Origin of the sequence: Candidatus Planktophila lacus (genome assembly GCF_002288325.1) — a bacterium.
GTDB lineage: Bacteria > Actinomycetota > Actinomycetes > Nanopelagicales > Nanopelagicaceae > Planktophila > Planktophila lacus.
Genome location: NZ_CP016780.1, coordinates 578,437 through 605,049, shown reverse-complemented (window position 1 = coordinate 605,049; position 26,613 = coordinate 578,437). Strand labels below are relative to the sequence as shown.

The following is a 26,613-nucleotide window of genomic DNA, read 5'->3' as shown; positions in this document are numbered from 1 at the left end:
GCTACTTCGTAGCGGTTGTGATCTCGCCGGTTTGAGTATTAACAATCTCCGCAACCGAGCCGTGCGCTGATTTCTGGAGATACTCAAAGATGATTTCAGCGATCTTTTCTCCGATACCAGGTGTCATCGCGATTTGTGCCAGAGTTGCTTTACGCAGTGCGGCAACTGATCCAAATTGTTCAAGCAAGGCAGCGCGACGAGCCTGGCCCATCTGTGGAATCTCATCCAAAATGGATTCCAACATCACCTTTGATCTCCGCGAACGGTGGAAGGTAATAGCAAAGCGGTGAGCTTCATCGCGGATGCGTTGTAGCAAATACATTCCCTCACTAGTGCGCGGCAAAATCAACGGATCGCTTTCACCGGGACGCCAGACTTCTTCTAAGCGCTTCGCCAACCCACATAGTGCAACATCGGTAACACCTAGTTCATCGAGCGCGCGTTGCGCAGCGGCAACTTGCGGCGCTCCACCATCTACAACTATTAACTGTGGTGGATATGAAAACTTACTTAGCTTGCCTCCAATAGCGGCGACATCGCTTTCATCTACAGCACGGTCATTTAGTAAACGCTTCATGCGGCGAGTAATGACCTGGTGCATGGCCCGAGTGTCATCGGTTGCTTCCTTAGTATCGATTATGAAGCGGCGGTATTCGCTCTTCTTAGCCATACCGTCTTCAAAGACGACCATAGATGCCACGACTGATGTGCCAGAGATATTTGAGATGTCATAACACTCGATACGAAGCGGTGTGCGCTTTAGCTCTAACTGCTCCTCGATCTCCAGCAGCGCCTTGCCGCTAACGGCGGCATCGGTTGCACGCTTACTTAAGAATTGAATTAAGGCGTAGTGAGCATTGCGTGCCACAGTCTGCAGTAGCTCGACCTTTTCGCCACGTTGTGGAACTTTTATTGAAACTTTTGCTCCGCGAAGATTTGTAAGCCAGGCTTCTAACGCTTCTTGGTCAATCGGCTCGCGATTTAGATAGATCTCGCTTGGAATATCAGTTGGTGCGCTCTGGCTGTAAATAGAGAAGAACAGTGAGGCGACTTGCTCATCACCCTCAAGTGCTCGTTCTTGATCGACAATCCACGAACGCGAGCCTTTGATTGATCCACGTCTCACCATAAAGATTGAACCGGCTGCATGTAAGCCTTCTTCATGTATTGAAATGAAATCTCCATCTAGATCATCTGAGAGATTGCCTTGGGTGGAACGTTGTGCTTTTTCGAAGGATTCGATCTGATCACGGATACGCGCTGCGCGTTCAAACTCTTCGCGTTCAGATGCAAGATCCATCTCACTGCGCAACTTAGGCAAGATATCTTCCATGCCTTTCTCCATAAAGGCATCGAGCTTTACTGCGATCTCGCGATGTTCTTCAGGCGTTACCCAGCCGACGCAAGGTGCGGCGCATTTACCGATATCCCCCAGTAAGCACTGCCGTTTGCTCCGCTTGGCCCGCGCGAAGTTTCCTTCAGAGCAAGATCGAACTGGAAAGACTTTGCGAAGTACTTCATAGGTATTTCGGAGCGCCCACGCATTTGTGTAAGGGCCGAAGTATTTAAGTCCGGGGCGTTTCTCCTTGCGGGTAATAAAGATTCGAGGAAATTCATCTTGCATGGAAATTGCAAGGTATGGATAAGACTTATCGTCTTTGAACTGCACGTTATAAGTTGGTTGATATTGCTTGATCCAAGAAAATTCCAGAGCAAGTGCTTCGAGTTCGGTAGCAACGATCGTCCAATCAACACGGACCGCTTCGTTAACCATCCGGTGAGTCTTGCGCGCCAAATTTGAACCAAAGTAAGTTGTTAAGCGATTCTTTAAATTCTTTGCCTTACCAACGTAGATAACTTTATCTTTGCCGTTATAGAAGCGATAAACCCCAGGATCTTCTGGGATCTCCTTTGGGCGGTAACTAGCTGGATCAGCCATTTACTTAACGGCAGCCTTTTTCTTAGCCGGTGCGCGGTTGGTAGCGAGCATTTCGGCCAGGAAGTTACCTGTGTAACTCGCTTTAACTTTCGCAACATCTTCAGGTGTTCCTTCAGCAACAACCATGCCGCCTCGGAAACCACCTTCTGGCCCCATATCGATTACCCAGTCAGAGCATTTAATTACATCTAGGTTGTGTTCAATCACAACGACTGTATTTCCGGAATCAACCAAACGACTAAGCACCCCAAGTAACTTACTGACATCTTCGAAGTGCAGACCAGTTGTTGGTTCATCTAGAACATAGATTGTGCGTCCAGTTGAACGGCGTTGCAGTTCGGTAGCCAACTTCACGCGTTGCGCTTCGCCACCTGAAAGAGTTGGCGCCGACTGGCCCAAGCGAACATAACCTAGACCGACATCGCAAAGTGTCTTTAGGTATCTGGCGATCGCTGGAACGGATTCAAAGAATGTGTGCGCGATTTCGATCGGCATATCTAGAACTTCGGCAATTGTTTTGCCTTTGTAATGAACTTCCAAAGTTTCACGGTTATATCGTGCGCCATGACAGACCTCGCATGGAACGTAAACATCTGGCAAGAAGTTCATTTCGATGGTTATAGTGCCATCGCCCGAACAGTTCTCGCAGCGCCCACCTTTTACGTTAAATGAGAAGCGACCCTGTTGGTAACCACGCACCTTGGCTTCAGTTGTCTCAGAAAATAGCGCACGCACCTTGTCGAATACGCCTGTGTAGGTGGCGGGATTGGAACGAGGAGTGCGACCGATTGGTGACTGGTCAACGTGTACAACTTTATCGAGCTGATCTATACCAGTAACGGTACGGTGGCGACCTGGCACCAACTGAGCACCATTTAACTTGTTGGCCAAAGTTGTGTAGAGAATGTCGTTAACTAGAGTTGATTTACCTGAACCACTTACACCTGTAACCGAGACAAAGAGACCAAGCGGGATATCTACTTCAACATCTTTGAGGTTATTCTCCTTGGCACCCTTAATAACCAATTTACGCTTTGGATCTATTGGTCTACGTTTGCTTGGAATCGCAATCGACTTGCGCCCCGATAAGTAAGCACCTGTGATTGATTCTTTAGATGCAATTAGATCTTCATACGATCCTGACACCACAACCTTGCCACCATGTTCGCCCGCGCCAGGACCTATGTCGACGATCCAGTCAGCGGTGCGAATAGTCTCTTCATCATGCTCTACAACGATCAAGGTATTTCCGAGATCGCGCAGACGTGTGAGAGTCTCGATGAGGCGACGGTTATCGCGTTGGTGCAATCCGATACTGGGTTCATCTAATACATAAAGCACGCCAACTAGGCCAGAGCCGATCTGAGTTGCTAGACGAATACGTTGCGCTTCGCCTCCAGAAAGTGTTGCAGCAGGTCGTGCCAGAGATAGGTAATCAAGTCCAACATCGAGCAAGAACCCCAAACGAGCATGCACTTCCTTCATCACTCGCTCTGCGATCTGTGCCTCGCGAGCGTTGAGCGAAATACTCTTTAAGAAGGCTGCGCAATCAGCGATGGAGAGTTCACAGATCTCGGCAATGCTCTTATCCCCCACCGTCACAGCAAGGACTTCCGGCTTTAAGCGTGCGCCTTTACAAACATTACAAGGCGTCTCACGCATATATGACTCGTACTTTGATCGGGAATAATCGCTATCAGTCTCGTCATGTTTACGATTTACGAAAGGTATTACTCCTTCAAATCCTGAGGAGTAATTACGGACGCGGCCGTAGCGATTCTTATACTTAACATGGACTTCATACTCAAAACCGTTGAGGATCGCTTCTTTGGCTTTAACAGATAACTTCTTCCAAGGGTTATCTAGCGAGAATTTAACCTCTTCAGAAAGCGCCTCAAGTAAACGTAAGAAGTACTCGTTGATATGTCCGCTAGACCAAGGTGCGATAGCGCCATCATTAATTGAGAGATTGTCATCTGGGATAATTAAATCTTCATCTACTTCAAGCTTTGTGCCGATACCTGAACATTCCGGGCAAGCGCCAAATGGTGAGTTAAATGAGAAAGAACGCGGTTCAAGTTCTTCGAATGAGAGGTTGCAGTCGTGGCAAGCCATATGTTCGCTATAGGTTCGTTCTTTCTCAGCGCCTTTGGCATCTACAAAATCCAGGAGCACTATTCCGGAAGCTAGACGTAGTGCTGTTTCGATTGAATCGGTAAGCCGTGATTTTGATTCTGCCTTCGCGGTCAAGCGATCTACGACAACTTCAATGGTGTGCTTCTCTTGTTTCTTTAACTTTGGTGGTTCAGAGAGCGAGATAGTCTCGCCATCGACGCGTGCACGTGAATAACCTTGAGTGACAAGTTCGGCAAAGAGATCAACAAATTCACCTTTACGTTCGCGGATGACTGGCGCTAAAACCTGGAATTTAGTTGTAGCTGGCATGGTGAGAATTTGATCAACAATCTGCTGAGGACTTTGGCGCGAGACCGCTTTGCCGCACTTAGGACAGTGTGGTCGTCCGGCACGCGCAAAGAGCAGTCGCAGATAGTCGTAAACCTCAGTGATTGTTCCAACTGTCGAACGTGGATTTCGGTTGGTGGATTTCTGATCGATCGAAACGGCAGGAGATAAACCTTCAATGAAGTCGACATCAGGTTTATCCATCTGACCCAAGAACTGACGCGCGTACGCCGAAAGGGATTCAACGTAACGACGCTGACCTTCAGCGAAAATCGTGTCGAAGGCCAGGCTTGATTTTCCAGAACCGGATAGACCGGTGAAGACGATTAAGGATTCGCGCGGTAGTTCGATAGAGACATTTTTTAAATTGTGCTCGCGGGCACCGCGCACAATTAACTTATCGATGCTCACTTAAATTCCCGCCTCATCCATTCCGCGGAGCTCCTTCTTGAGCTCTCTAATTTCATCGCGCAGGCGAGCTGCGAGTTCGAACTGTAGGTCACCAGCTGCGCTACGCATCTGTTCGGTGAGCGAGCCTATCAAGGCAAGTAGTTCCTGGCGCGGTAGCGAAATAACGGTGCGGGCGTTGAAGCCGATATCGAGAACCGATGTGGCTCCCTTTCCTTTACCTGATGATTTACGAGCTGCCATAAGTTCATCGGTGTCATCGCTCTCACGGGCGATTGTGTCGGTGATGTCAGCGATCTTTTTGCGAAGCGGCTGCGGATCAACACCGCGCTCCAGGTTATAGGCCACTTGCTTGGCGCGACGACGATTGGTTTCATCAATTGCCTGTGCCATCGACTTTGTAATGTTATCGGCATACATATGCACTTCACCCGAAACGTTACGTGCTGCACGTCCGATTGTCTGAATAAGAGATGTTGCTGAACGCAAGAAGCCTTCTTTATCGGCATCCAAGATTGCAACCAGTGATACTTCGGGTAGATCAAGACCTTCACGGAGCAAGTTGATACCGATCAAAACATCGTATTCACCAGAGCGAAGTTCACGCAGCAGTTCTACACGTCGCAAAGTATCTACTTCAGAGTGTAGATAACGCACGCGGACGCCACGCTCTTGCAGATAATCCGTCAAATCTTCAGACATTTTCTTGGTCAGAGTTGTGACAAGAACTCGCTCATTCTTTGCCGCGCGGATATTGATCTCATTTAGAAGATCATCGATCTGACCTTTAATTGGTTTGATAATGATCGCTGGATCTACCAAACCGGTTGGGCGGATTACCTGTTCAACTACATCTCCCCCAACTTTCTCCATCTCGTACTTTCCGGGAGTTGCAGATAGATAAACAGTTTGGCCAACGCGTTCTAGAAATTCGGGCCAACGCAGTGGACGGTTATCGAGTGCGCTCGGAAGTCGGAAGCCGTGTTCTACCAAAGTGCGTTTACGAGATGCATCGCCTTCGTACATTGCGCCAATCTGCGGCACTGTTACGTGGCTTTCATCGATAACAACTAAGAAATCTTCTGGGAAGTAGTCAAGCAGACAGTTAGGCGCGGTTCCCGGTTCACGACCATCGAGATGACGTGAGTAGTTTTCGATTCCGGAACAGAATCCAAGTTGTTGCATCATCTCGAGATCAAATGTCGTACGCATGCGCAGGCGTTGCGCCTCTAGAAGTTTTCCCTGCTTTTCAAAGAGATTTAGTTGGATTTGAAGTTCATCTTCGATCTCACCCATCGCACGCTTCATCGTTTCTGGGCCTGCGGCATAGTGCGTGGCAGGGAAGATATAGATCTCGGTCTCATCGCGAATGATCTCGCCGGTAAGTGGATGCAGTGTCATGATCTTTTCAATCTCATCACCGAACATCTCAATGCGGATGGCTAGTTCTTCATACATCGGAATGATTTCAATAGTGTCGCCGCGGACGCGGAAGGTGCCGCGTTCAAAGGCCATATCGTTACGTGAGTACTGCACATCTACGAATCTGCGTAGAAGTTGGTTGCGCTCGATCTCATCGCCAACCTTTAGGCGAATCATGCGGTCGATGTATTCCTGAGGCGTTCCAAGGCCATAGATACAAGAGACAGTTGCGACAACAATTACATCACGACGAGTTAGGAGCGAGTTCGTCGCCGAATGTCGCAGGCGCTCGACTTCATCGTTAACGCTGGAGTCTTTTTCGATAAAGGTATCGGTCTGCGGAACATAAGCTTCAGGTTGGTAATAGTCGTAGTAAGAAACAAAGTACTCAACTGCGTTATTGGGTAGTAGCTCTTTAAATTCATTTGCCAACTGAGCGGCGAGGGTCTTGTTAGGAGCGAGAACCAAAGTTGGGCGCTGTAAACGCTCAATCAACCAAGCTGTAGTTGCAGATTTGCCGGTACCTGTTGCTCCTAGTAGAACTACATCTTTTTCACCCGCGTTTATTCGCGTAACGATCTCTTCGATCGCCTGAGGTTGATCTCCTGCAGGTACGTAGTCGCTGATTACCTGGAAAGGGTGAACCTTTCTTTGAAGATCAGAGATCGGGCGCATTTTCCTAGCCTACTTTGAAAGGCGCTGGAGTTCCTCCCAGAGGTTTTCCACCTTGCGCAGCAGTTGATCTTCATCGCCGCTATTTTCGATCACGTGGGTAGAGACCGCTTCACGCTCAGATGGTGAAGCCTGAACAGCTAAGCGAGATTCAATCTCTGAGATGAACATGCCGCGCTTTAATAGTCTGGATTTACGAATCTCAAGATCTGCTTCAACTGTAATGATCTGATCGAAGTTACTGGCGGCACCGGTTTCAACTAGTAGCGGGATCTCATAAATCAGAATTTCATCTGCAGCGAGATCGCTGACAACTTCAAAGAACAGTTCGCGAACGCGCGGATGGATAATCGCTTCAAGATCTGCCTTAGCGCTCTTATCCTTAAAAATTATTTCACCTAACGCTTTGCGATCTATATCGCCGTTGCGCAGAATGCCTTCGCCAAATCGGGTGATGACTTCATCAAATCCCTCAGAGCCACGTTCAATTGCTATCCGTGATAGTTGATCTGCATCTACAACACGAGCGCCGAGTTCTGAGAAGTATTGGGCAACAAGAGATTTGCCTGCGCCTATTCCACCGGTAAGTGCAACGACCAACATGGTTCAGACTCTACCTTTCACATTCAGATTTCGATATGAAAAAAGGCCCACCCGAAGGTGAGCCTTTTTTCATTATCTACTTATTATTCAGCAGCTGCTTCTTCAGCAACAGGAGCTGCGGCATCTGCTGCCTTTGCTTCTGCCTTCTGCTTCTTGTGAGCAAGGAAGCGAGTTTGTGCTTCCTGGTATTGACGTTCCCACTCTTCGCGTTGAGCGTCATGGCCTGGCTTCCACTCCTGAGTATCAGGATCGAAACCTTCTGGGTAGATGAAGTTACCTGCTGCGTCGTAGCGAGCAGCCATTCCGTATTGGGTTGGATCAAAAGCTTCGATCTCAACTTCATGACCTTCATTAGCCTGCTTAAGAGATAGTGAGATACGACGACGCTCAAGATCGATATCGATGATCTTTACAAATAGTTCGTCATCTACAGCAACAACCTGCTCTGGGATCTCAACGTGGCGTTCTGCCAACTCTGAGATGTGAACAAGTCCTTCAATGCCCTCGTGAACACGAATGAATGCACCGAATGGGACAAGCTTTGTCACGACGCCCGGAACAACCTGATTGATTGTGTGGGTGCGAGCAAATGCTTGCCATGGATCTTCTTGTGTTGCCTTAAGAGAAAGTGAAACACGCTCACGCTCGAAATCAACTTCGAGAACTTCTACGGTTACTTCATCGCCAACTTCAACAACTTCACCTGGGTGATCGATGTGCTTCCATGAAAGCTCTGAAACGTGAACTAGACCGTCTACGCCACCAAGGTCAACGAATGCACCGAAGTTAACGATTGATGAGATTACGCCAGTACGTACTTGACCCTTTTGTAGCTGGTTCAAGAATGTAGTGCGTGACTCTGATTGGGTCTGCTCTAGGAATGCGCGACGTGAAAGAACAACGTTGTTACGGTTCTTATCGAGTTCGATGATGCGAGCTTCAACTTCCTTACCGATGTAAGGAGTTAGATCGCGTACACGACGCATTTCAACGAGTGATGCTGGCAAGAAGCCGCGTAGACCGATATCAACGATCAAGCCGCCCTTAACAACTTCAATAACTGTTCCGACGACAACTTCGTCGCGTTCTTTCTTGCCTTCGATTTCGCCCCAGGCGCGCTCATACTGTGCGCGCTTCTTAGAGAGAATCGTGCGTCCTTCTTTATCTTCCTTTTGGAGAACGAGCGCTTCAATGCGATCGCCGACCTTAACAATGTCATTTGGATCTGCATCGTGGCGGATTGAGAGTTCGCGTGAAGGAATTACGCCTTCTGTCTTATAACCAATATCAAGAAGAACTTCTTCGCGATCTACTTGGACTACTGTTCCGACGACCAAATCGCCGTCATTGAAATTTCTGATTGTGCCTTCGATTGCTGCAAGGAAATCTGCTGCTGATCCGATGTCGTTAACTGCTACGACTGGTGATGATGTGCTCAAGTTGCTCCGTAGGGATAGAAAGTAATAGGACTCCAGAACCTTTCTGGTGAACGGGCGTAAGCGTACGGTTTTAGCGGTTAATAGGGCAAATCCGCCTAATAGTCAGGCGTAAACTAGCAACCAATGAAACGCTACAGAGAACTCTTTGCCATTCCCAATGTATGGGTCTTAGTTCTCTCAGCATTCCCGGCCCGTGTCGCCTACGGCATGGTTGCACTCGCCATTTTCTTTAAGACTGAAGATGCAACCGGCTCGATTGCTGCTGCGGGATTTGCTATTGGAATTAACTCTGTCGCGGGCGCCGCAACTGCTGGATTACGTGGCATGTTGATGGATAAATATGGACAGAAATGGCCACTGCGTATTTTTGTTCCAGGTTACGCCGGAATGATGTTGATTTTAAATACTATGGAAAATCGAAATGGTATTTTGTTGGCCGCCTTCATTATGGGAATTACCGCGCCTCCAATTAATCTCTCAGTACGTCCGTTGTGGCGCGATGTCGTTCCAAAAGATTTCTTGCGCACCGCTTATGCCGTAGATACATCGGTAATGAGTTCTGCAGGTGTTCTAGGTCCGGTTATTGCCACTTCATTGGCTCTCTCATCACGTCCAGGAAGCCCGCTTGTGGTGGCTTCCATCTTTATGTTGATAGGAGGCGGCGGTTTAGCGATTACCAAAGTTTCTCGTAATTGGATCCCAGAGAAGAAAGAAGAGAATCACATCTCCCTCTGGCGCCACAAGGCAATTCAATTGCTGATGATCGAGGGGTGTTTTATTGGTTTCGGTTGGGGCGCTTTCGATGTAGCCGTTCCAGCTTTCGCAACTTTAGAAGAAGTGCCCCACAGAACTGCTTGGATTTTAGCGGCGATGGGAATCGCAAATATCTTTGGTGGACTTCTTGGCGGTCTTGTCTCAAAGAAAGTATCTGCACTTAAGGCGATGCGAATTACCTACTTGATTTGGATCTTCATCTCCATACCGATCGTCTTTACTTATCCAGGCTGGTCGATGGTTATTGCCGCTTCATTCCTAGGTTTGGTAGGCGGAACGATCCAAGTCTTTTACTGGGAAGTTATGGAGGCGGTGCGCCCTAAGGGTTCGGCAGTTGGAATGATGGGTTGGATCTGGACTGTTGAAGGAACTCTGATGTCAATTGGTGCTGCGGCTGGTGGTTGGATCGCAGAGACTTATTCACCGCGATTTGCTCTCTCCATAACCTGCTTCACTATCGTTACCGGATTTATCATTCTTAATTTAGGAAAGAAACGTTTATCTGCGGCAGATCGCATACCAACAGATGAAGAAGATCTCGCAGCTATGTCTGATAATTCACCAACTACTACTTAGCCCCTTAGTGTGCAGCTTCGTTCCAGCTCTTACCGATACCGACGCTTACATCAAGCGGTGCGCGAAGTGGGAAGGCAGAACCCATCTCACGACGGACCAAATCAGTTAGAACTTCTTCTTCGCCCGCTACAACTTCAAGGATCAACTCATCATGAACCTGCAGTAATAGACGTGATTTAAGGTTTTCGCTAATCAACGCGCGCTCTACATTGAGCATTGCCTGTTTGATGATGTCGGCGGCCGAACCCTGAATCGGAGCATTTAGCGCCATACGTTCTGCAATCTCACGACGTTGGCGGTTATCGTGCATTAGATCTGGCAGGTAGCGTCTGCGCCCCATAACGGTTTCGGTGTATCCAACTTTGCGTGCTTGTACTACAACGCTACTTAAGTAATCGCGGATTCCACCAAAACGCTGGAAGTATCGATCCATTAAATCCTGTGCAGCAGGTGGTGAGAGATCTAACTGCGCGGCAAGACCATAAGAGCTCAAGCCATAGGCAAGTCCGTAAGACATCGCTTTGATCTGACGGCGCATCTCTGAATCAACTTCATTTGCTTTCACACCGAAGACAAGACCAGCAACGGTGGCATGTAGATCTTCACCGGTTTCAAATGCTGCAAGTAATCCAGCATCATTTGAGAGATGAGCCATGATCCGCATTTCGATCTGGCTGTAATCTGCAGTTAAGAGTCCGCTAAATCCTTTATCTGCGATAAATGCGTTACGGATACTGCGACCTTCTTCGGTTCGAACCGGGATGTTCTGCAGGTTTGGTCCTACAGATGAAAGACGACCCGTTGCTGCAACGGTCTGCGCAAAATGGGTGCGGATTCGTCCATCGCTGCCTATTTCTGCAATAAGGCCTTCGACCGTTGTGCCTAACTTCTTGGTTTCCCGAATTCTAAGAAGTGATTCAAGGAGTGGATGTTTAGTCTTTTCAAATAACCAGTTAAGCGCCTCGGCATCGGTTGTAAATCCAGTCTTGATCTTCTTCGTCTTTGGCAGGTTTAGCTCATCGAAGAGAACAACTTGTAGCTGTTTTGGAGATGCCACATTGAATTCATGGCCGGCGGCTAGGTGCGCCGCCTTTGTCTCGCGTGTGACTTCTCCCTCAAAGAATGTCGCTAACTTTTCAAGTTCTTTGCGATCAACGGCGATGCCGCGGTTCTCCATAACTGCGAGCAGGTGAGCGATAGGAAGTTCTAGATCTGTAAAGAGCGCAAGTACGCCGCGATCTTTCATCTCGGTTAGAAGTGAGCCACGTAATTTAAAGAGGGCGGCTGCACCCGTAAGCAGTGATTGCTCTGGAGAAGATGTATCAATTTGAGCGCCATCTCCCCAGCGCTCTAATAGATCGGATAACTCTTGTGCACGCACACCTGGGTTTACCAAGTAGGCAGCGAGTGCAGTATCAAAGACAACGCCATCCAGAAGATTCTCGCGCGCTAAGGATTTAGCGTCATGGGCAATTTTAGAAACTTTTGGGTTCTGTGCCCACTCCCCCATCTGTTCGGAATGAATCAAATAGACATCGCTCGGATTAAAGGCAACTGCGTAACGATGCAATTTCTCATCTAGTAGCTCAAAAGATAGAGCGATATCTCCCGAGTGCTGAGCAATCTTTTCACTTAACTCTTCCGGTGACAGGGTTCCACCTTCGATCATTGGGGCAAAGAGTGTGAACTCAACGTTGTTGCTCTGACCCTTTACCTCTTTGACTACTGAGTCGGGATTAAGAATTGGCTTTAATCGATCTTTGAGGGTTCGAAACTCAAGTTGTTCAAATAACTTCGTGAGATCACTTTCGACAACACCAGCCCAAGCAAGTGCATCAACTTGGTATTCGATCGGTGCATCATGTACGAGTTGAGTCAACTCGCGGTTGCGGATTACATCGTCGATATTGTCACGCAGTGATTGGCCGACTTTTCCGCCGACTTTGTCCACGTTGGAAATCAAATCTTTAAGCGATCCATATTCAACGATCCACTTTGCGGCAGTCTTTTCGCCAACACCTGGAATCGATGGCAAGTTATCGCTCGGGTCGCCGCGCAGCGCCGCAAAATCAGGATATTGGTCAGGGCTCATGCCGTATTTTTCTTGCACCGCATCCGGAGTCATGCGCGCCATTTCGGAGACTCCGCGCTTCGGATAGAGAACAGTCGTCTTCTCGGTAACTAGCTGAAAGCTGTCCCGATCGCCGGTACAGATAAGTACTTCAGCACCCTCACGTTCTGCCTGCTTAGTAATAGTGGCGATGATGTCATCAGCTTCGTAACCTTCGAGTGCAAACTGGGTTATTCCGAATCCTGTAACCAAATCGTTTAGATAAGACATCTGCGAGCGGAATTCATCAGGGGTCTTTGCGCGATTGGCTTTGTAATCAGGAAAGATATCGGTGCGGAAAGTCTTGCGAGATACATCGAAGGCAACTGCCACATGAGTTGGCTTCTCGTCTTTAAGTAGTGAGATCAACATCGTCGCAAAGCCATAAATAGCATTTGTATGTTGGCCCTGTGCGGTTGTGAAATTTTCGGCAGGTAGTGCGAAGAAGGCGCGATATGCCATTGAATGGCCATCGATAAGTAATAAACGCTTCTGGGCCATGGCGTCATCCTAGAGAAGTACCCGTTAACAAGTTACTATTTCGAACTATGACGCAGCCAGAAAATACCCCGAACTATCTAGAACTAATTCGCGAACGCGGAAGTGGCGCCCTCGACAAGAAGATGGGGATTGAGATCCTTGAGGCATCCCCTGAGCGCTTAGTTGGACGTATGCCTGTTGAGGGAAATACTCAACCAATTGGTTTGCTACATGGTGGTGCAAATGTCGTTTTGGCTGAATCGCTAGGTTCTATAGGGACCCAATTAAATGCTGGACCTAACCGCAGAATTGTTGGCGTTGATATCAACGCCACTCATCACAAATCGGCTATGTCAGGATATGTGACTGGCGTTGCCACAGCGGTATCAATAGGAAAAACCTTGTGTGTATACGAAGTTGTGATTACCAACGAGCAGGGTCAACGTACTTGTTCTGCACGTATTACCTGCATGATCCTTGCTGAAAGATAATTAGTGAGCGCCAGTACCGAGGTAGGCTTCGCGTACAGCAGGATCGTTAAGAAGATCTGAAGCCTTAGCTTCCTTAACAACGTTTCCGGTCTCAAGAATGTAGGCGCGGTGTGCGCGTTGCAACGCTTGCTGTGCATTCTGTTCCACGAGAAGAATTGTTACACCGGTCTTATTGATCTCGGTGATGATGCGGAAGATATTTGCAATCATCTGAGGTGCTAGACCCATTGAAGGCTCATCGAGGAGAAGTACTTTTGGACGAGCCATTAGTGCACGGCCAATTGCGAGCATCTGTTGTTCTCCACCAGATAAAGTTCCGCCGGCTTGTGAGACGCGTTCTTTCAAACGTGGAAAGAGCGTGTAGACCTTATCTAGATCTTCGGCCATCTCGTTTTTACGGTTATGGCGATGGAACTTACCCATTTCTAGGTTTTCCAAAACTGTCATACCTGGGAAAATTCCGCGGCCTTCTGGTGCTTGCGATAGACCGAGATCCACACGCTTGTGCGCAGGAACGTTAGAGATATCTTGACCATCAAAAATGATCTGACCAGTTGTGACAGGACGAAGACCTGAAATTGTCTTAAGCATTGTTGTCTTGCCGGCTCCGTTAGCGCCGATGAGAGTAACAATTTCGCCTTCATTAACAACGATTGATACGCCCTTGATCGCTTCAATCTTGCCGTAGTGAACGTGTAGATCTTTAATTTCAAGACGCATCTGCAGGTACTCCTAGGTAAGCCTCAATAACGCGAGGGTCGTTTTGTACTTCAGCTGGTGAACCATCAGCGATCTTGGTTCCAAAATCAAGAACAGCAACGCGATCTGAAATTCCCATGATCAGCGACATATCGTGCTCGATCAAAAGAACTGTGTAGCCAGCATCGCGAACTTTCTTTATAGTTGCCGCAAGTTCAACCTTTTCTTGTGGGTTAAAACCTGCAGCAGGCTCATCAAGAAGCAATAACTTGGGTGAAGTTCCCATAGCACGAGCGATTTCAAGACGACGCTGAACACCGTAAGGCAAGTTACGGGCTAAGCGATCTGAGTATTCATCGATTCCGATGAACTCAAGAATTTCGTGCGCCTTAGCTCGGTTCTCGCGTTCTTCGCGACGAGCACGAGGTGTTCCAAAGAGAGCCGAAATTAGGCCGCTCTTCTTATGAACATCGGTTGCAGTAATGACATTTTCAAGCGTTGTCATATCTCCGAATAAGCGAATGTTCTGGAAAGTGCGAGCGATACCAAGACCGGTGATCTGATAGCGCTTCTTGCCACCGATCTTTTGGCCATCAAAATTAATTGAACCAGAAGTTGCTTGGTAGACGCCGGTGATCACGTTAAAGACAGTTGTCTTTCCCGCACCGTTAGGGCCGATCAGGGCGAGAATTTCACCTTCGCGAACCTCAAGATTTACTTCATTAAGCGCTGTAACTCCACCGAACTTCATGGTGAGGTTTTCCAGATTTAAAAGAACTTTAGCCATCTTTAATTCGCCCCTTTCTTAACAATCGCTTTTTCGCGTTTCTTTCGCGGTAGTAGGCCATCTGGGCGGAAGTTCATAACAACAACAAGAACTAAGCCGAAGACTAAGAGGCGAGCATCTGAGATAAAGCGGATGCGATCTGGGAGGTAACCAAGAATTGTTGCACCGATAATTACGCCCCAGATATTTCCGATTCCACCAAATACCACGCAGGCAAGGATAAGAATTGAAACGTTTAGGGTAAACATTTCAGGTGCGATAAAGAGGTTCTTTGAAGCGTAGAGAACGCCGGCGGCGCCACCAATTGCAGCGCCGAGAGTAAATGACCAGATCTTGTACTTAAGAGTTGGTACACCCATCAACTCTGCAGCATCTTCATCTTGGCGGATCGCTTCCCAAGCGCGGCCTGGACGACGAACTGATAGGCGGCGGATCATCCAGATCGTAAGCAGAATCATAATTAGAACAACCCAGAAGAAGACTTTCTGATCATCTAATTTGAATTTAAGCGGTCCGATATCAGGTGGCATCGGAACGTTTGCAATTCCGTTTGGACCTTTGCTCCATGAAGAGTTGAGAAGAACAAGGCGAACGATCTCACCAAAGCCCAAGGTAACGATGGCGAGGTAATCACCACGTAAGCGAAGTGTTGGTAGACCAAGGATGACGCCTGCGAGCATCGCAAAGGCGATACCGAAAGGCATGATCTCCCAAGTATTTAAACCGGTTGTTGTACCCATAATCGCCATCGTGTAAGCACCGATTGCGAAGAAGGCAACGTAACCAAGATCGAGCATTCCGGACTTACCAACAACAATATTTAAGCCCAGCGCCATAAGAACGAAGACTGCAACTGGATAGACAAGTACCGCGTCATAAGCTGCGATTGGTGTTGCTAGAAATGATGCTCCAGCAAATGGCAGTAGCCCAACTAAGAAAATTGTTGTAACTGCGATTAGTACTCGGGCTGGTCGGCCTGAGCGCTCCCAGATTCCTGCGCCCCAATCGCGGAGGTTCCAATAGTTTCTAATTTTCATGAGTTATGCCCTCGTTGTCTGAACGGCTTCACCGAATAAACCATTCGGCTTAAAGAGAAGGACTAGAACTAGAACGATAAAGACGGTAACCGCTTTCCACTGTGTTCCAAGAACTGCAGAGGCATAAACTTCAAGAAGTCCAAGCGCGAGCCCACCGTAGAAAGCGCCACGGATATTTCCGATTCCACCGATTACTGCGGCGGTAAAGGCGGCGAGGCCCATAGTGAAACCAATGTTGAACTTGGTGTATTCAAATACTGTTATGTAGAAGAAGCTGGCCGCACCTGTTGCAAGTCCACCGACCAAGAAGGTGGCGGTGATAACGCGGTTTAGATTTACACCCATTAGCTTTGCAGCGTCTTCATTCATTGATACTGCGCGAATCGCTTTACCCATACGAGAGAGCTTTACGAAGCGTTCAAGAATGATATAGATAATCGCTGCAGCGATGATTGTGATAACGGTATCGAGGCGAATGTTGGCGCCCCAAACTTCAGTGAGAATTGTCTTCTCTAGTACTCGTGGAGATCCAACCGGACGAGAGTCGGTAAGTAGGCGCATGATCTCTGATAAGACGATGGAAATTCCGATCGCTGAAATCAGAGTCGCTAAACGGTTGGTGCCTCTCATGCGCAAGCGACGGTAGGCCACGTACTCAACAAATACTGCAGTGAGTCCTGCTACGAGCATCGACATGAGCAAACTCGACAATAGGACAAGGGCGAGTTTGAACCCTGTTGCAGGTTCGGAGACCTGTGTGTACTTAAAGATATCGCGCGAGGTGATGACTGTGCCGAAAGTTCCCCACATAAAAATTTCTGAGTTAGCGAAGTTGATCATGCGTAAGACACCGTAAACCATGGTGTATCCGAGCGAGATCAAAACGTAGATAAAACCTAACGCCAGCCCTGCAATCGTTAGGGCCCAGAACTGATCAATCAGTACCGCAAACATGAATCTCCTTCAGTAACTTCAATTCGGTCATTCTATGCTCTCAAATTATGCAATTGGTGGGTGCCTCGCCTCTCTCTTTCGAGAGATTAAAAGCACCCACCAACCTTTAATGCATCAGGTCTATCTAATTACTTGATAATACCTGTGTTAACTAGAACGCCATCCTTTGATGTGAATCCAGCAAAGAGACCGTATGAAACGTCACCGTTCTTATCGAACTTGATGGTGTTTCCTGAAACGCTCTTACCGTTGTAGGCCTTAACGAACTTGAGCATTGCTGCACGAGTTGTCTTTCCAGCCTTGATTCCTTCAAGAAGGATATTTGCAGCATCGAATGATTCAACTGAGTAAACACCAGATGAAACGCCCATTTGCTTCTTGAAATCAGCCTCAAGCTTTGTGCTGATTCCTGCAAGTCCGCCTACACCTGTAACGCGTGAACCTTCAGCAGATGCTCCCGCAAGCTTTGGGAACTCCTGGTTGAAGACTCCATCGCCACCAGCGAAGATCGCTGTTGAACCTGAGTCACGAAGCTGCTTTACGAAAATAGCAGCTTGGCTGTAGTAGCCGGTGTAGATAACAACATTTGCTGCAGATGTCTTGATCTTTGCAATTGTTGGGCTGAAATCTGTAGTTGTGTTTGGAACTGAGTCAGTTCCTACAACAGATGCTCCAGCAACCTTCTTCAGACCACCAGTTACATAGCCTGCCAATGGCACGCCGTATGCAGACTGGTCATCGAACACGAATACCTTTGCATTTGCTACACCCTTTGTTGCGTACTTAGCCAACGCTGGACCCTGCAAGTCATCCTTACCAACTACGCGGTGGAAAACTGGTCCACCGAAGTCAGGTGATGCTGGATCTGTAATTGATACGCGTGTTGCTGAAGGAGAGATCATTACTAGTGATCCAGCCTTGTAGTAAGGAAGTGAAGCAATTGTTGCACCTGAGTAAGCAGGTCCTACAACGCCAAGAACGCTCTTGTTATTGCCAACGCCTGGAGCAACTGTTGATGCAACAGCTGGATCTCCTTGGTCATCAACTGAAAGAACCTTGATCTTGATGTTCTTGTTCTTTGCCATGAATAGCTTTGCGGCATACTTAACGGCGTTCTGCTCATCGATACCAGTTGATGCTTCTCCACCTGAAAGTGGACCCTGGTATGCGATTGTGTAAGTCTTTGTTGCTGCTGATGCTGATGTTGATGCAAATACGCCTAGTGAAAGCGCAGCTGCGGCAACGATAGCGACAGAAGCTTTGATCTTCTTGTTCATGTATTGCCTTCCTGTTTTTTCTTGCATGTGTCCCGGGACAGGGAGGCTGAAAGTGTAAAGGGGGTGAGGAAGATCTATCAACCCAGGGTTAAGCCTGCCAATGTAAAGGTTTGGTTACTTTTGAGCCTTTCCTGAGAGTTCAGTGGCCAGGTACAGCATCTGGGGAGATAACGGCTGCGGCGACCTCTTTCATGGTCAGCCGGCGATCCATCGCAGCGCGCTGGATCCAAGAAAAGGCCTCAGGTTCAGAGAGGTTCAAGGCCTGCATCAATATTCCCTTTGCGCGATCAATCAATTTACGAGTTTCAAGTCGCTCGTGAAGATCTGCAACTTCATCGGCAAGTGATCGCATCTGCATATGTCTACTAATTGCAATTTCGATTGCAGGCACAAGGTCACCTATCGAAAATGGTTTTACAACGTAGGCCATAACGCCGGCGTCTCGTGCACGTTCTACGAGTTCGCGTTGTGAAAATGCGGTCAACATAAGAACTGGTGCAATATCAATTATCTTTTCTGCTGCTGATATTCCATCCAGCACCGGCATCTTCACATCAAGAATTACTAAATCTGGTTTATGTAACTGTGCGAGTTCAATCGCCTGGGCACCATCTGCAGCTTCTGCTACAACTTCATAACCTGCTTCGCGCAACATTTCGACTAAGTCCATACGGATCAGCGCTTCATCCTCGGCTACAAGAATTCTTACTGGAGACTTTTCCGCGCTACTAGTCGTTGTCATGTGCCTCGAGTCGGATTCGAACCGACACTATGCAGTGTTTGAGACTGCCCTCTCTACCGTTGGAGTACCGAGGCTCTTTGCAATTCCCTTACAGGAAAGTTACAAGCCAAATCTTAACGGTATGCAGGAGCAGCGCCACTCACGGCATCGCCCACGCGGTGAACGCGCATAGCGTTCGTTGATCCTGGAATTCCAGGAGGTGAACCAGCGACGATCACGACTAGTTCACCTTCAACGCAGCGCTTAGATTTGATCAAGAGGGTATCGGCCTGCATAACCATTTCATCGGTGTGCTTAACCATCGGCGTTAACTCTGGTTCTACTCCCCAGTCCAGCGCCATTCGGTTATATGTGCCAACTTCAGGGGTAAATGCCAAGATCGGAATTGGAGAACGAAGTCGCGCAGTGCGGCGCGCAGAATCTCCGGATTGCGTGAAGGTAACCAAATATTTAGCGCCAACAATTGCGCCGACTTCAGTTGCAGCCTTGGTGATCGCACCGCCCTTTGTCTTAGGCGCTGATTTCATCGGGCGGATCATATCCATGCCGCCTTCTTCAGTATGGCTGATGATGCGAGCCATAGTTTGAACAGCTTCGATAGCGAATTCGCCAACCGATGTTTCGCCAGAGAGCATCAAGGCATCTGCGCCATCTAGAACTGCATTTGCACAGTCTGTTGCTTCCGCGCGAGTTGGACGAGAGTTTGTAATCATCGAATCAAGCATCTGGGTTGCAACGATTACCGGTTTAGCAGCTTCGCGCGCTAGTTCGATGCAATGCTTTTGCACAAGAGGAACTTCTTCAATCGGGAGTTCAACACCGAGGTCACCGCGAGCCACCATGATGCCGTCAAAGGCGTTAACAATCTCCTGCAAGTTTGCAACTGCCTGAGGCTTTTCAATCTTTGCAATTACGGGAACGCGGATACCAACTTCATCCATAATTTTATGAACATCAACAATATCTTCAGCGCTGCGCACAAATGAAAGCGCAATGAAGTCAGCGCCGGCATTTAGCCCCCAGCGAAGGTCCTCTTTATCTTTTTCAGAGAGCGCTGGAACTGAAACGGCGACGCCTGGCAAGTTAATTCCTTTGTTGTTGCTAACGGCGCCCGGCTCGATAACTTTGGTTACAACATCGTTGCCTTTTACCTCAGTAACTTCAACGGTAACTTTTCCATCGTCGATGAGAATGCGATCTCCTGGCTTGCAATCTCCAGGTAGGCCTTTGTAAGTAGTACCGACGCGCTCTTTAGTGCCTTCTACTTCATCAGTAGTAATTGTGAAGATATCTCCGCGAGATAGATCATGTGGGCCGGCCTTAAAGCGAGCTAAGCGAATCTTTGGTCCTTGTAGATCTACGAGAATCGCAACAGGTTTTCCTGCCTCTTTCGCAGCTGCGCGGACTTCATTAAGTCGGCTCTGGTGTTCTTCATAGCCGCCATGAGAGAGATTGAGGCGAGCCATATTCATACCGGCTGCAATCAACTCACGAACTTTTTCGGGTGATTCAACGGCTGGACCCATTGTGCAGACAATCTTCGCGCGACGCATGTGGCTACCTTATCTAATCGTTTAACTACTGGACAGTTTGGAGGAAGAGATTTAAGCCACCGCGGCTTTAGACCGCTGAGACTTTAAACCACCTCGCCTTAAACCATTAGGGAGCGATCAGTCGGTTCGATCGGTGAAGGCAGTTGGCTCTCGCCTTCTAAATAAGTATCGACTCCCGCTGCTGCGCTTCGCCCTTCAGCGATTGCCCAAACAATTAGAGATTGACCACGACCGGCATCTCCAGCAACGAAAATTCCTTCTTCGCTGGTCTGGAAGTTGGCATCGCGTTTAATGTTTCCGCGCTCATCTAATTCAACGTTGAGTTGAGTTAGTAGCGCTGACTTTTCTGGACCAGTAAAGCCCATTGCAAGAAATACAAAATCAGCAGGTATTTCTTTCTCTGTTCCTGGAACTGGCTCAAACTTTCCATTTTCAAACTTTGTCTCAACGAGTTTGATCGCCTTTACGTTGCCGTTTCCATCACCGATAAATTCTTCAGTACTAACTGCAAAGAGTCGGTTATCCAACTCTTCATGAGCAGAAGAAACTCGGTAGATCATTGGGTAAGTTGGCCAAGGTTGTGATGATGGGCGTTCTTCAGTTGGGCGAGGCATGATCTCAAGTTGAGTAACGCTTGCTGCGCCTTGGCGGATTGAAGTTCCCAAGCAATCTGCGCCCGTATCTCCCCCACCAAGAATTACTACATGCTTACCTGCAACGTTGATATCAGGGTTTACAACTTCACCAAGTGCTTGCTTATTGCCCCAAGGCAAGAACTCCATCGCCTGATAGATGCCCTTATTTTCACGACCTTTAATCGGAAGATCGCGCCATTGGGTTGCACCAACGGCAAGAACTATTGCATCGTACTTCTTGCGCAGGTCACTTCCAGTTAGCTCAACTCCCACGTTTACTCCAGGACGGAAGCGAGTTCCTTCCTTCTCCATCTGAGTTAAACGGCGATCCAGAATGTTCTTCTCCATCTTAAATTCAGGAATTCCGTAGCGAAGAAGTCCACCGATCTTGTCGGCGCGTTCATAAACGGCAACGGTATGTCCGGCACGAGTTAGCTGTTGTGCAGCAGCTAGTCCAGCAGGGCCGGAACCAATTACTGCAACAGTCTTACCAGTCAATCTTTCTGGAGCGAGCGGCTTTACATTTCCGGCACCGAAGGCTTCTTCAATTGTGCGCAGTTCTACCTGCTTGATTGTTACTGCATCAGCGTTAATTCCAACGACGCACGCAGTCTCGCAAGGTGCTGGGCAGAGGCGACCTGTGAATTCTGGGAAGTTATTTGTTGCGTGAAGGCGATCGATAGCTTCTTCTTTATCGCCGCGCCAGATCAAGTCATTCCACTCGGGAATCAAATTTCCCAGTGGGCAACCTTGATGACAGAAAGGAATGCCGCAATCCATGCAACGACCTGCCTGCTTCTGCAAGTGCTCCATGCTCTGTGGTTCGTAAACCTCATGCCAATCTTTGATACGTACATCAACTGGACGGCGCTTTGGAGTCTCGCGCGGCGTAGTTAGAAATCCCTTTGGATCAGCCATTTGCTGCAACCTCCATTACATATTGATCAACCGGTAAGCCATCTTTTGTAGCGCGTTCAATGGCCGCTAAGACGCGCGCGTAGTCGCGTGGCATTACCAACGAGATGCGATTTAGCGCAGCGTTCCAATCTGCAAGAAGCGCGGAAGCAACTTCTGATCCAGTCTCGGTAAAGAAGTCAGAGACCAGAGCCTTTAGCGACTCCTTCTGATCTTCTGGAACCGCCAAGATGTCGACGAGTTCGCCGTTAACTTGTGCAGGATTTAGATCCAAAACAAATGCGCGGCCGCCAGACATACCTGCTGCAAAATTACGTCCGGTGCGACCCAGTACAACAACGGTGCCACCAGTCATGTATTCGCAACCGTGATCTCCGATTCCTTCGACGACTGCAGTTGCGCCTGAGTTACGAACACAGAATCTTTCACCGACCAAGCCACGAATATAGATCTGGCCTGATGTGGATCCATAACCGATTACGTTTCCGGCGATTACGTTTTCATGAGATGCAAAGGTCGCTCTTTCATCTGGACGAACTATTACGCGACCGCCAGAAATACCTTTACCTACGTAGTCATTGCTATCGCCATACATACGAATAACAACTCCTCGAGGCAAGAACGCTCCAAGTGACTGTCCAGCAGAGCCATGCAGAGTTACATCGATCGTGCCAATTGGTAATCCGTCAGCGCCGTAACGTCTTGTGACTTCTGCACCCAACATCGTGCCAACTGTTCGGTTCACATTTCGAACTGGCAGGTCGATACGAACGCTTTCACCCTTATCGAGTGCCGGGGCGGAGAGTTCAATCAACTTATTGTCGAGCGCTGCAGCTAATCCATGATCTTGCACTGTTGTGCGGTGCAGAGGTGAATCCACATCTGGGCGTACTAGTAGTGGTGCTAGATCCAGGCCGCTGGCTTTCCAGTGATTTACCGCATCGCGAGTGTCGAGATATTCAACGTGACCGATCGCCTCTTGCATTGTGCGGAAACCAAGGCTGGCCAAAATTTCACGTACTTCTTCCGCGATGTACTCGAAGAAAGTTTCGACAAACTCTGGCTTGCCGGTAAATTTCTTACGTAGCTCTGGATTTTGTGTTGCCACACCAACTGGACAGGTATCCAAGTGACAGACGCGCATCATTACGCAACCAGAAACGACTAGCGGCGCGGTAGCAAAACCGTATTCTTCGGCGCCCAGTAACGCTGCGATAACAACATCGCGACCCGTCTTTAGCTGACCATCTGCTTGTACAACGATGCGATCGCGCAGACCATTTAACAGAAGCGTCTGCTGCGTTTCGGCAAGACCTAACTCCCAAGGAGCACCAGCATGTTTAAGTGAAGTAAGTGGTGATGCACCAGTTCCGCCATCATGACCGGAGATCAGAACAACATCAGCATGCGCCTTGCTAACTCCTGCAGCAACGGTGCCGACACCGACTTCAGCAACCAGTTTGACGTGAATACGTGCATTCTTATTGGCATTCTTCAAATCGTGGATCAGTTGTGCCAGATCTTCGATTGAGTAAATATCGTGATGTGGTGGTGGTGAAATCAAGCCAACACCTGGAGTTGAGTAACGCACCTTTGCAATCCATGGATAAACCTTGTTGCCGGGCAACTGTCCGCCTTCACCGGGCTTTGCACCTTGCGCAATTTTGATTTGAATATCATCGGCGTTAACAAGGTAGTTGCTTGTTACTCCGAAACGTCCGCTAGCAACCTGCTTAATCGCACTGCGCTTGGAATCGCCATTTTCCATTGGGGTAAAGCGCGATGGATCTTCTCCGCCTTCGCCAGTATTTGATTTGGCGCCGAGTCGGTTCATGGCAATTGCTAAAGTTTCATGAACTTCTTGTGAGACCGAGCCCCATGACATCGCACCTGTTGAGAAGCGCTTGACGATCTCAGAAATTGGTTCAACTTCATCGATAGAAATTGCCGGACGAACACCCTCATTAAATGCAAAGAGTCCGCGTAGAGTCATTAGCTCTTTACTCTGGCCATCGACCTTGCTGGTGTAACGCTTGAAGATGTCGTAGCGCTTTGAACGAGTTGAGTGCTGCAACGCAAAGACAGTCTCTGGATTAAATAGATGTGGTTCGCCATCGCGACGCCATTGGTATTCGCCACCGATTGGCAGGCGCTTTGAACCTGGGATCGCTCCCCCAGGTGGATATGCAATGTGGTGGCGCGCCAAAGTTTCTTCAGCGATTGTGTCGAGGCTGATTCCACCAAGACGTGAAGTGGTACCAACAAAGTATTCATCGACAACTTCTTGAGAAAGTCCGATCGCTTCGAATACCTGCGCTCCGGTGTAAGAGGCGATCGTCGAAATACCCATCTTCGACATAACCTTGAGAACGCCTTTTCCTAAACTCTTAATAATGTTGCGAACAGCCTTTTCGGGAGTAATGCCAGTGATTACGCCTTGCAGGACTAAATCTTCAGCAGATTCCATCGCAAGATACGGGTTAACTGCGGCTGCGCCGTAACCAATAAGAAGAGCCACATGGTGAACTTCGCGAACATCGCCTGCTTCAACAACTAAACCAACCTTGGTGCGAGTCTTTTCGCGAATTAAATGGTGGTGAACTGCCGCAGTTAAGAGAAGAGAAGGAATTGGCGCATCTTCGGCATCGCCATCGCGATCGGATAGAACAATAATGCGCGCTCCTGCAGAAATTGCATCAGATACTTCGCGCTTAATCTCTTCTAGACGAGTGTGCAAAGTATTTCCATCGCCGGATACTGGAAAGAGTCCGCGAACAACGTAGGCAGATAAACCTGGATGGTCGCCATCAGCATTTACGTGGATGATCTTGGCAAGTTCATCATTATCGATAACTGGGAAGGCGAGCGAGATCTGACGGCAAGATGAAGGACCTGGATCAAGCAAATTATGTTCTGGACCAATTGATCCGCCCAGACTTGTGACAAGTTCTTCACGGATTGCATCAAGTGGAGGATTTGTTACTTGTGCAAAGAGCTGTGAGAAGTAATCAAAGAGCAGACGTGGTTTTTCAGAGAGCGCTGCGATTGGAGTATCGGTACCCATTGAGCCGAGCGCTTCCATGCCGTTCTTAGCCATTGGAGTAACCAAGATGCGCAATTCTTCTTCGGTATAACCGAAGGCGCGTTGGCGACGGACAACAGATGAATGCGGATAAATAATGTGTTCGCGAGAAGGAAGATCAGATAGCTTCATCATTCCGGCGTGTAACCATTCACCATATGGCGCAGCATCAGCCAACGAATCTTTTATCTCATCATCTTCAATAATTCGCCCGGCTTCAATATCAACTAGGAACATCTTGCCTGGCTGCAAGCGACCCTTACGAACAATCTTTTCAGCAGGGAAATCGAGAACACCGACTTCAGATGCAAGAACAACTAGCCCATCATCGGTAACCCAGAAACGTGATGGACGTAGCCCGTTACGATCTAGAACTGCACCAACTTGATGCCCATCTGTGAAAGTTACACATGCTGGACCATCCCATGGCTCCATAAGAGATGCATGGAAGGCGTAAAAGTCGCGACGTTTCTGCGACATCGTTGTGTGATTTTCCCACGCTTCCGGAATCATCATCAAAACTGAATGTGGCAAAGATCGTCCACCTAGGTAGAGAAGTTCTAGAACTTCATCAAAGGAAGCAGAGTCACTGCCGGACATTTCCACGATAGGAAAGAGGCGGCTGAGGTCTCCAGGAATTAACTCGCTAGCAAGAAGTGATTCGCGGGCGCGCATCCAGTTGCGATTTCCCTTAACGGTATTGATCTCACCGTTGTGAGCAATAAATCGGTATGGATGGGCAAGTGGCCACGAAGGAAATGTATTTGTAGAAAAGCGTGAGTGAACAAGTGCAAGCGGAGATACCACGCGCACATCGCTTAGATCCGGGAAGAACTCTTCGAGCTGTCCTGTTGTAAGCATTCCTTTGTAAACAATTGTCTGTGAAGAAAGTGATGGGAAGTAAAGATCGAGTGAATGTTCAGCGCGTTTTCTAAGGCAGAAGGCGAGACGATCTAACGCAATTCCTGATTCGTCTTTATTGCCGGCAAGAAAGACCTGTTCAAACTTTGGCATAACTGAAACTGCAGTCTTGCCAAGTGATTTCGCATTGATTGGAAGATCGCGCCAACCGAGAACAGTTAGGCCTTCCTCCGCTGCGATCTTCGCAATTTCTGATCGAACTTCGGCACCTTGTGCAACAAATGCAATACCTGTTGCGTAGTGGCCTTCAGCGGGAAGTTTAAAGTCGGTAACTGCGCGATAGAAAGCATCTGGAACGCGAATCAAAATTCCTGCGCCATCACCGCTATCTGGTTCAGCACCTGATGCGCCGCGGTGTTCTAAATTACGTAGAGCGGTAAGCGCCTTTTCAACAATCTCATGTGTAGCAACTTTATTTAGAGTAGCAACCATTGCAACGCCGCATGCATCATGCTCGTTTGCGGGATCGTAGAGACCCTGTTGTGTTGGGTAATTAGATGGAAGAGCCATCAGTTACACGCTCCTGTTGCTCACACTTAATTGTTGAAAGAGTGGGACAACTTTGGCCCGAAAGAGCCACCGCGAGCGGTGGTAGATGCAAAAGGGTAGCAACTGTTGGCGGTATTCGGCACTC

The 26,613-nt window shown here is 48.3% G+C and carries 17 protein-coding genes and 1 tRNA gene; 2 read left to right on the top strand and 16 right to left on the bottom strand.

The window, feature by feature from the left end:
- Nucleotide 1: 1 nt before the first annotated feature.
- The 5 genes from uvrC to rpsA all read right to left on the bottom strand — a co-directional run bounded on the left by uvrC (nucleotide 2) and on the right by rpsA (nucleotide 8,946).
- Nucleotides 2–1,939, bottom strand: coding sequence for an excinuclease ABC subunit UvrC (uvrC, locus tag A1sIIB106_RS03020; protein WP_095671038.1), 1,938 nt, complete (start codon nucleotides 1,937–1,939; stop codon nucleotides 2–4).
- Nucleotides 1,940–4,813 carry an excinuclease ABC subunit UvrA gene (gene uvrA / locus A1sIIB106_RS03015; protein WP_095671037.1) on the bottom strand — a complete coding sequence of 958 codons (2,874 nt, stop codon included), beginning with the start codon at nucleotides 4,811–4,813 and terminating at the stop codon, nucleotides 1,940–1,942. It lies immediately after the preceding gene.
- Nucleotides 4,814–6,907 carry an excinuclease ABC subunit UvrB gene (uvrB, locus tag A1sIIB106_RS03010; protein WP_095671036.1) on the bottom strand — a complete coding sequence of 698 codons (2,094 nt, stop codon included), beginning with the start codon at nucleotides 6,905–6,907 and terminating at the stop codon, nucleotides 4,814–4,816.
- A 9-nt stretch (nucleotides 6,908–6,916) separates the two neighbouring features.
- Nucleotides 6,917–7,507, bottom strand: a complete 591-nt coding sequence (gene coaE, locus A1sIIB106_RS03005; RefSeq protein WP_095671035.1) for a dephospho-CoA kinase — start codon at nucleotides 7,505–7,507, stop codon at nucleotides 6,917–6,919.
- Nucleotides 7,508–7,590: 83 nt separating this feature from the next.
- The gene (rpsA, locus tag A1sIIB106_RS03000; protein ID WP_095671034.1) at nucleotides 7,591–8,946 is read right to left on the bottom strand and encodes a 30S ribosomal protein S1; all 1,356 of its coding nucleotides are present in this window, start codon (nucleotides 8,944–8,946) and stop codon (nucleotides 7,591–7,593) included.
- Nucleotides 8,947–9,069: 123 nt separating this feature from the next.
- Between rpsA and A1sIIB106_RS02995 the strand changes: the two genes are divergently transcribed.
- A complete protein-coding gene (locus A1sIIB106_RS02995) occupies nucleotides 9,070–10,296 on the top strand; it encodes an MFS transporter (RefSeq protein WP_095677308.1) in 1,227 nt (408 codons plus the stop codon).
- Nucleotides 10,297–10,300: 4 nt separating this feature from the next.
- Here the strand turns inward: A1sIIB106_RS02995 and polA are convergent, their stop codons facing one another.
- Complete coding sequence (gene polA / locus A1sIIB106_RS02990; RefSeq protein WP_095671032.1) at nucleotides 10,301–12,907, bottom strand: DNA polymerase I; 2,607 nt, start codon at nucleotides 12,905–12,907, stop codon at nucleotides 10,301–10,303.
- A gap of 47 nt (nucleotides 12,908–12,954) precedes the next feature.
- On the opposite strand from polA, the gene A1sIIB106_RS02985 reads away from it, so the two are divergent.
- Complete coding sequence (locus tag A1sIIB106_RS02985; RefSeq protein ID WP_095671031.1) at nucleotides 12,955–13,377, top strand: PaaI family thioesterase; 423 nt, start codon at nucleotides 12,955–12,957, stop codon at nucleotides 13,375–13,377.
- Here the strand turns inward: A1sIIB106_RS02985 and A1sIIB106_RS02980 are convergent, their stop codons facing one another.
- The 10 genes from A1sIIB106_RS02980 to gltB form a co-directional block, all read right to left on the bottom strand.
- Nucleotides 13,378–14,097: an ABC transporter ATP-binding protein gene (locus A1sIIB106_RS02980; protein ID WP_095671030.1), complete on the bottom strand. Its 720-nt coding sequence runs from the start codon at nucleotides 14,095–14,097 to the stop codon at nucleotides 13,378–13,380. It lies immediately after the preceding gene.
- A complete protein-coding gene (locus tag A1sIIB106_RS02975) occupies nucleotides 14,087–14,863 on the bottom strand; it encodes an ABC transporter ATP-binding protein (RefSeq protein ID WP_095671029.1) in 777 nt (258 codons plus the stop codon). Before A1sIIB106_RS02975 ends, A1sIIB106_RS02980 begins: the two co-directional genes overlap by 11 nt.
- Before the next feature lie 2 nt (nucleotides 14,864–14,865).
- The gene (locus A1sIIB106_RS02970) at nucleotides 14,866–15,900 is read right to left on the bottom strand and encodes a branched-chain amino acid ABC transporter permease (protein WP_095671028.1); all 1,035 of its coding nucleotides are present in this window, start codon (nucleotides 15,898–15,900) and stop codon (nucleotides 14,866–14,868) included.
- 3 nt (nucleotides 15,901–15,903) lie between these two features.
- The gene (locus tag A1sIIB106_RS02965) at nucleotides 15,904–16,854 is read right to left on the bottom strand and encodes a branched-chain amino acid ABC transporter permease (RefSeq protein ID WP_095671027.1); all 951 of its coding nucleotides are present in this window, start codon (nucleotides 16,852–16,854) and stop codon (nucleotides 15,904–15,906) included.
- Between the two features lie 128 nt (nucleotides 16,855–16,982).
- Nucleotides 16,983–18,131, bottom strand: a complete 1,149-nt coding sequence (locus A1sIIB106_RS02960; protein ID WP_095671026.1) for a branched-chain amino acid ABC transporter substrate-binding protein — start codon at nucleotides 18,129–18,131, stop codon at nucleotides 16,983–16,985.
- 139 nt (nucleotides 18,132–18,270) lie between these two features.
- Complete coding sequence (locus tag A1sIIB106_RS02955; RefSeq protein ID WP_095671025.1) at nucleotides 18,271–18,873, bottom strand: ANTAR domain-containing response regulator; 603 nt, start codon at nucleotides 18,871–18,873, stop codon at nucleotides 18,271–18,273.
- A gap of 1 nt (nucleotide 18,874) precedes the next feature.
- Nucleotides 18,875–18,947 (bottom strand) — tRNA-Leu (locus A1sIIB106_RS02950).
- Between the two features lie 39 nt (nucleotides 18,948–18,986).
- Nucleotides 18,987–20,426 (bottom strand): pyruvate kinase, encoded by a 1,440-nt coding sequence (gene pyk / locus A1sIIB106_RS02945; RefSeq protein ID WP_095671024.1) that lies wholly within the window; start codon nucleotides 20,424–20,426, stop codon nucleotides 18,987–18,989.
- A 98-nt stretch (nucleotides 20,427–20,524) separates the two neighbouring features.
- Nucleotides 20,525–21,979: a glutamate synthase subunit beta gene (locus tag A1sIIB106_RS02940; RefSeq protein WP_095671023.1), complete on the bottom strand. Its 1,455-nt coding sequence runs from the start codon at nucleotides 21,977–21,979 to the stop codon at nucleotides 20,525–20,527.
- Nucleotides 21,972–26,489: a glutamate synthase large subunit gene (gene gltB, locus A1sIIB106_RS02935; protein WP_095671022.1), complete on the bottom strand. Its 4,518-nt coding sequence runs from the start codon at nucleotides 26,487–26,489 to the stop codon at nucleotides 21,972–21,974. The genes A1sIIB106_RS02940 and gltB overlap by 8 nt, the downstream gene beginning before the upstream one ends.
- Nucleotides 26,490–26,613 lie beyond the last annotated feature (124 nt).

Excerpts from the sequence above, each read along its gene's own strand:
- uvrC (WP_095671038.1), bottom strand. The coding sequence starts at position 1,939 with ATGGCTGATCCAGCTAGTTACCGCCCAAAGGAGATCCCAGAAGATCCT.
- uvrB (WP_095671036.1), bottom strand. The coding sequence starts at position 6,907 with ATGCGCCCGATCTCTGATCTTCAAAGAAAGGTTCACCCTTTCCAGGTA.
- coaE (WP_095671035.1), bottom strand. The coding sequence starts at position 7,507 with ATGTTGGTCGTTGCACTTACCGGTGGAATAGGCGCAGGCAAATCTCTT.
- A1sIIB106_RS02995 (WP_095677308.1), top strand. The coding sequence starts at position 9,070 with ATGAAACGCTACAGAGAACTCTTTGCCATTCCCAATGTATGGGTCTTA.
- polA (WP_095671032.1), bottom strand. The coding sequence starts at position 12,907 with ATGGCCCAGAAGCGTTTATTACTTATCGATGGCCATTCAATGGCATAT.
- A1sIIB106_RS02985 (WP_095671031.1), top strand. The coding sequence starts at position 12,955 with ATGACGCAGCCAGAAAATACCCCGAACTATCTAGAACTAATTCGCGAA.
- A1sIIB106_RS02980 (WP_095671030.1), bottom strand. The coding sequence starts at position 14,097 with ATGCGTCTTGAAATTAAAGATCTACACGTTCACTACGGCAAGATTGAA.
- A1sIIB106_RS02975 (WP_095671029.1), bottom strand. The coding sequence starts at position 14,863 with ATGGCTAAAGTTCTTTTAAATCTGGAAAACCTCACCATGAAGTTCGGT.
- A1sIIB106_RS02970 (WP_095671028.1), bottom strand. The coding sequence starts at position 15,900 with ATGAAAATTAGAAACTATTGGAACCTCCGCGATTGGGGCGCAGGAATC.
- A1sIIB106_RS02965 (WP_095671027.1), bottom strand. The coding sequence starts at position 16,854 with ATGTTTGCGGTACTGATTGATCAGTTCTGGGCCCTAACGATTGCAGGG.
- A1sIIB106_RS02960 (WP_095671026.1), bottom strand. The coding sequence starts at position 18,131 with ATGAACAAGAAGATCAAAGCTTCTGTCGCTATCGTTGCCGCAGCTGCG.
- A1sIIB106_RS02955 (WP_095671025.1), bottom strand. The coding sequence starts at position 18,873 with ATGACAACGACTAGTAGCGCGGAAAAGTCTCCAGTAAGAATTCTTGTA.
- pyk (WP_095671024.1), bottom strand. The coding sequence starts at position 20,426 with ATGCGTCGCGCGAAGATTGTCTGCACAATGGGTCCAGCCGTTGAATCA.
- A1sIIB106_RS02940 (WP_095671023.1), bottom strand. The coding sequence starts at position 21,979 with ATGGCTGATCCAAAGGGATTTCTAACTACGCCGCGCGAGACTCCAAAG.
- gltB (WP_095671022.1), bottom strand. The coding sequence starts at position 26,489 with ATGGCTCTTCCATCTAATTACCCAACACAACAGGGTCTCTACGATCCC.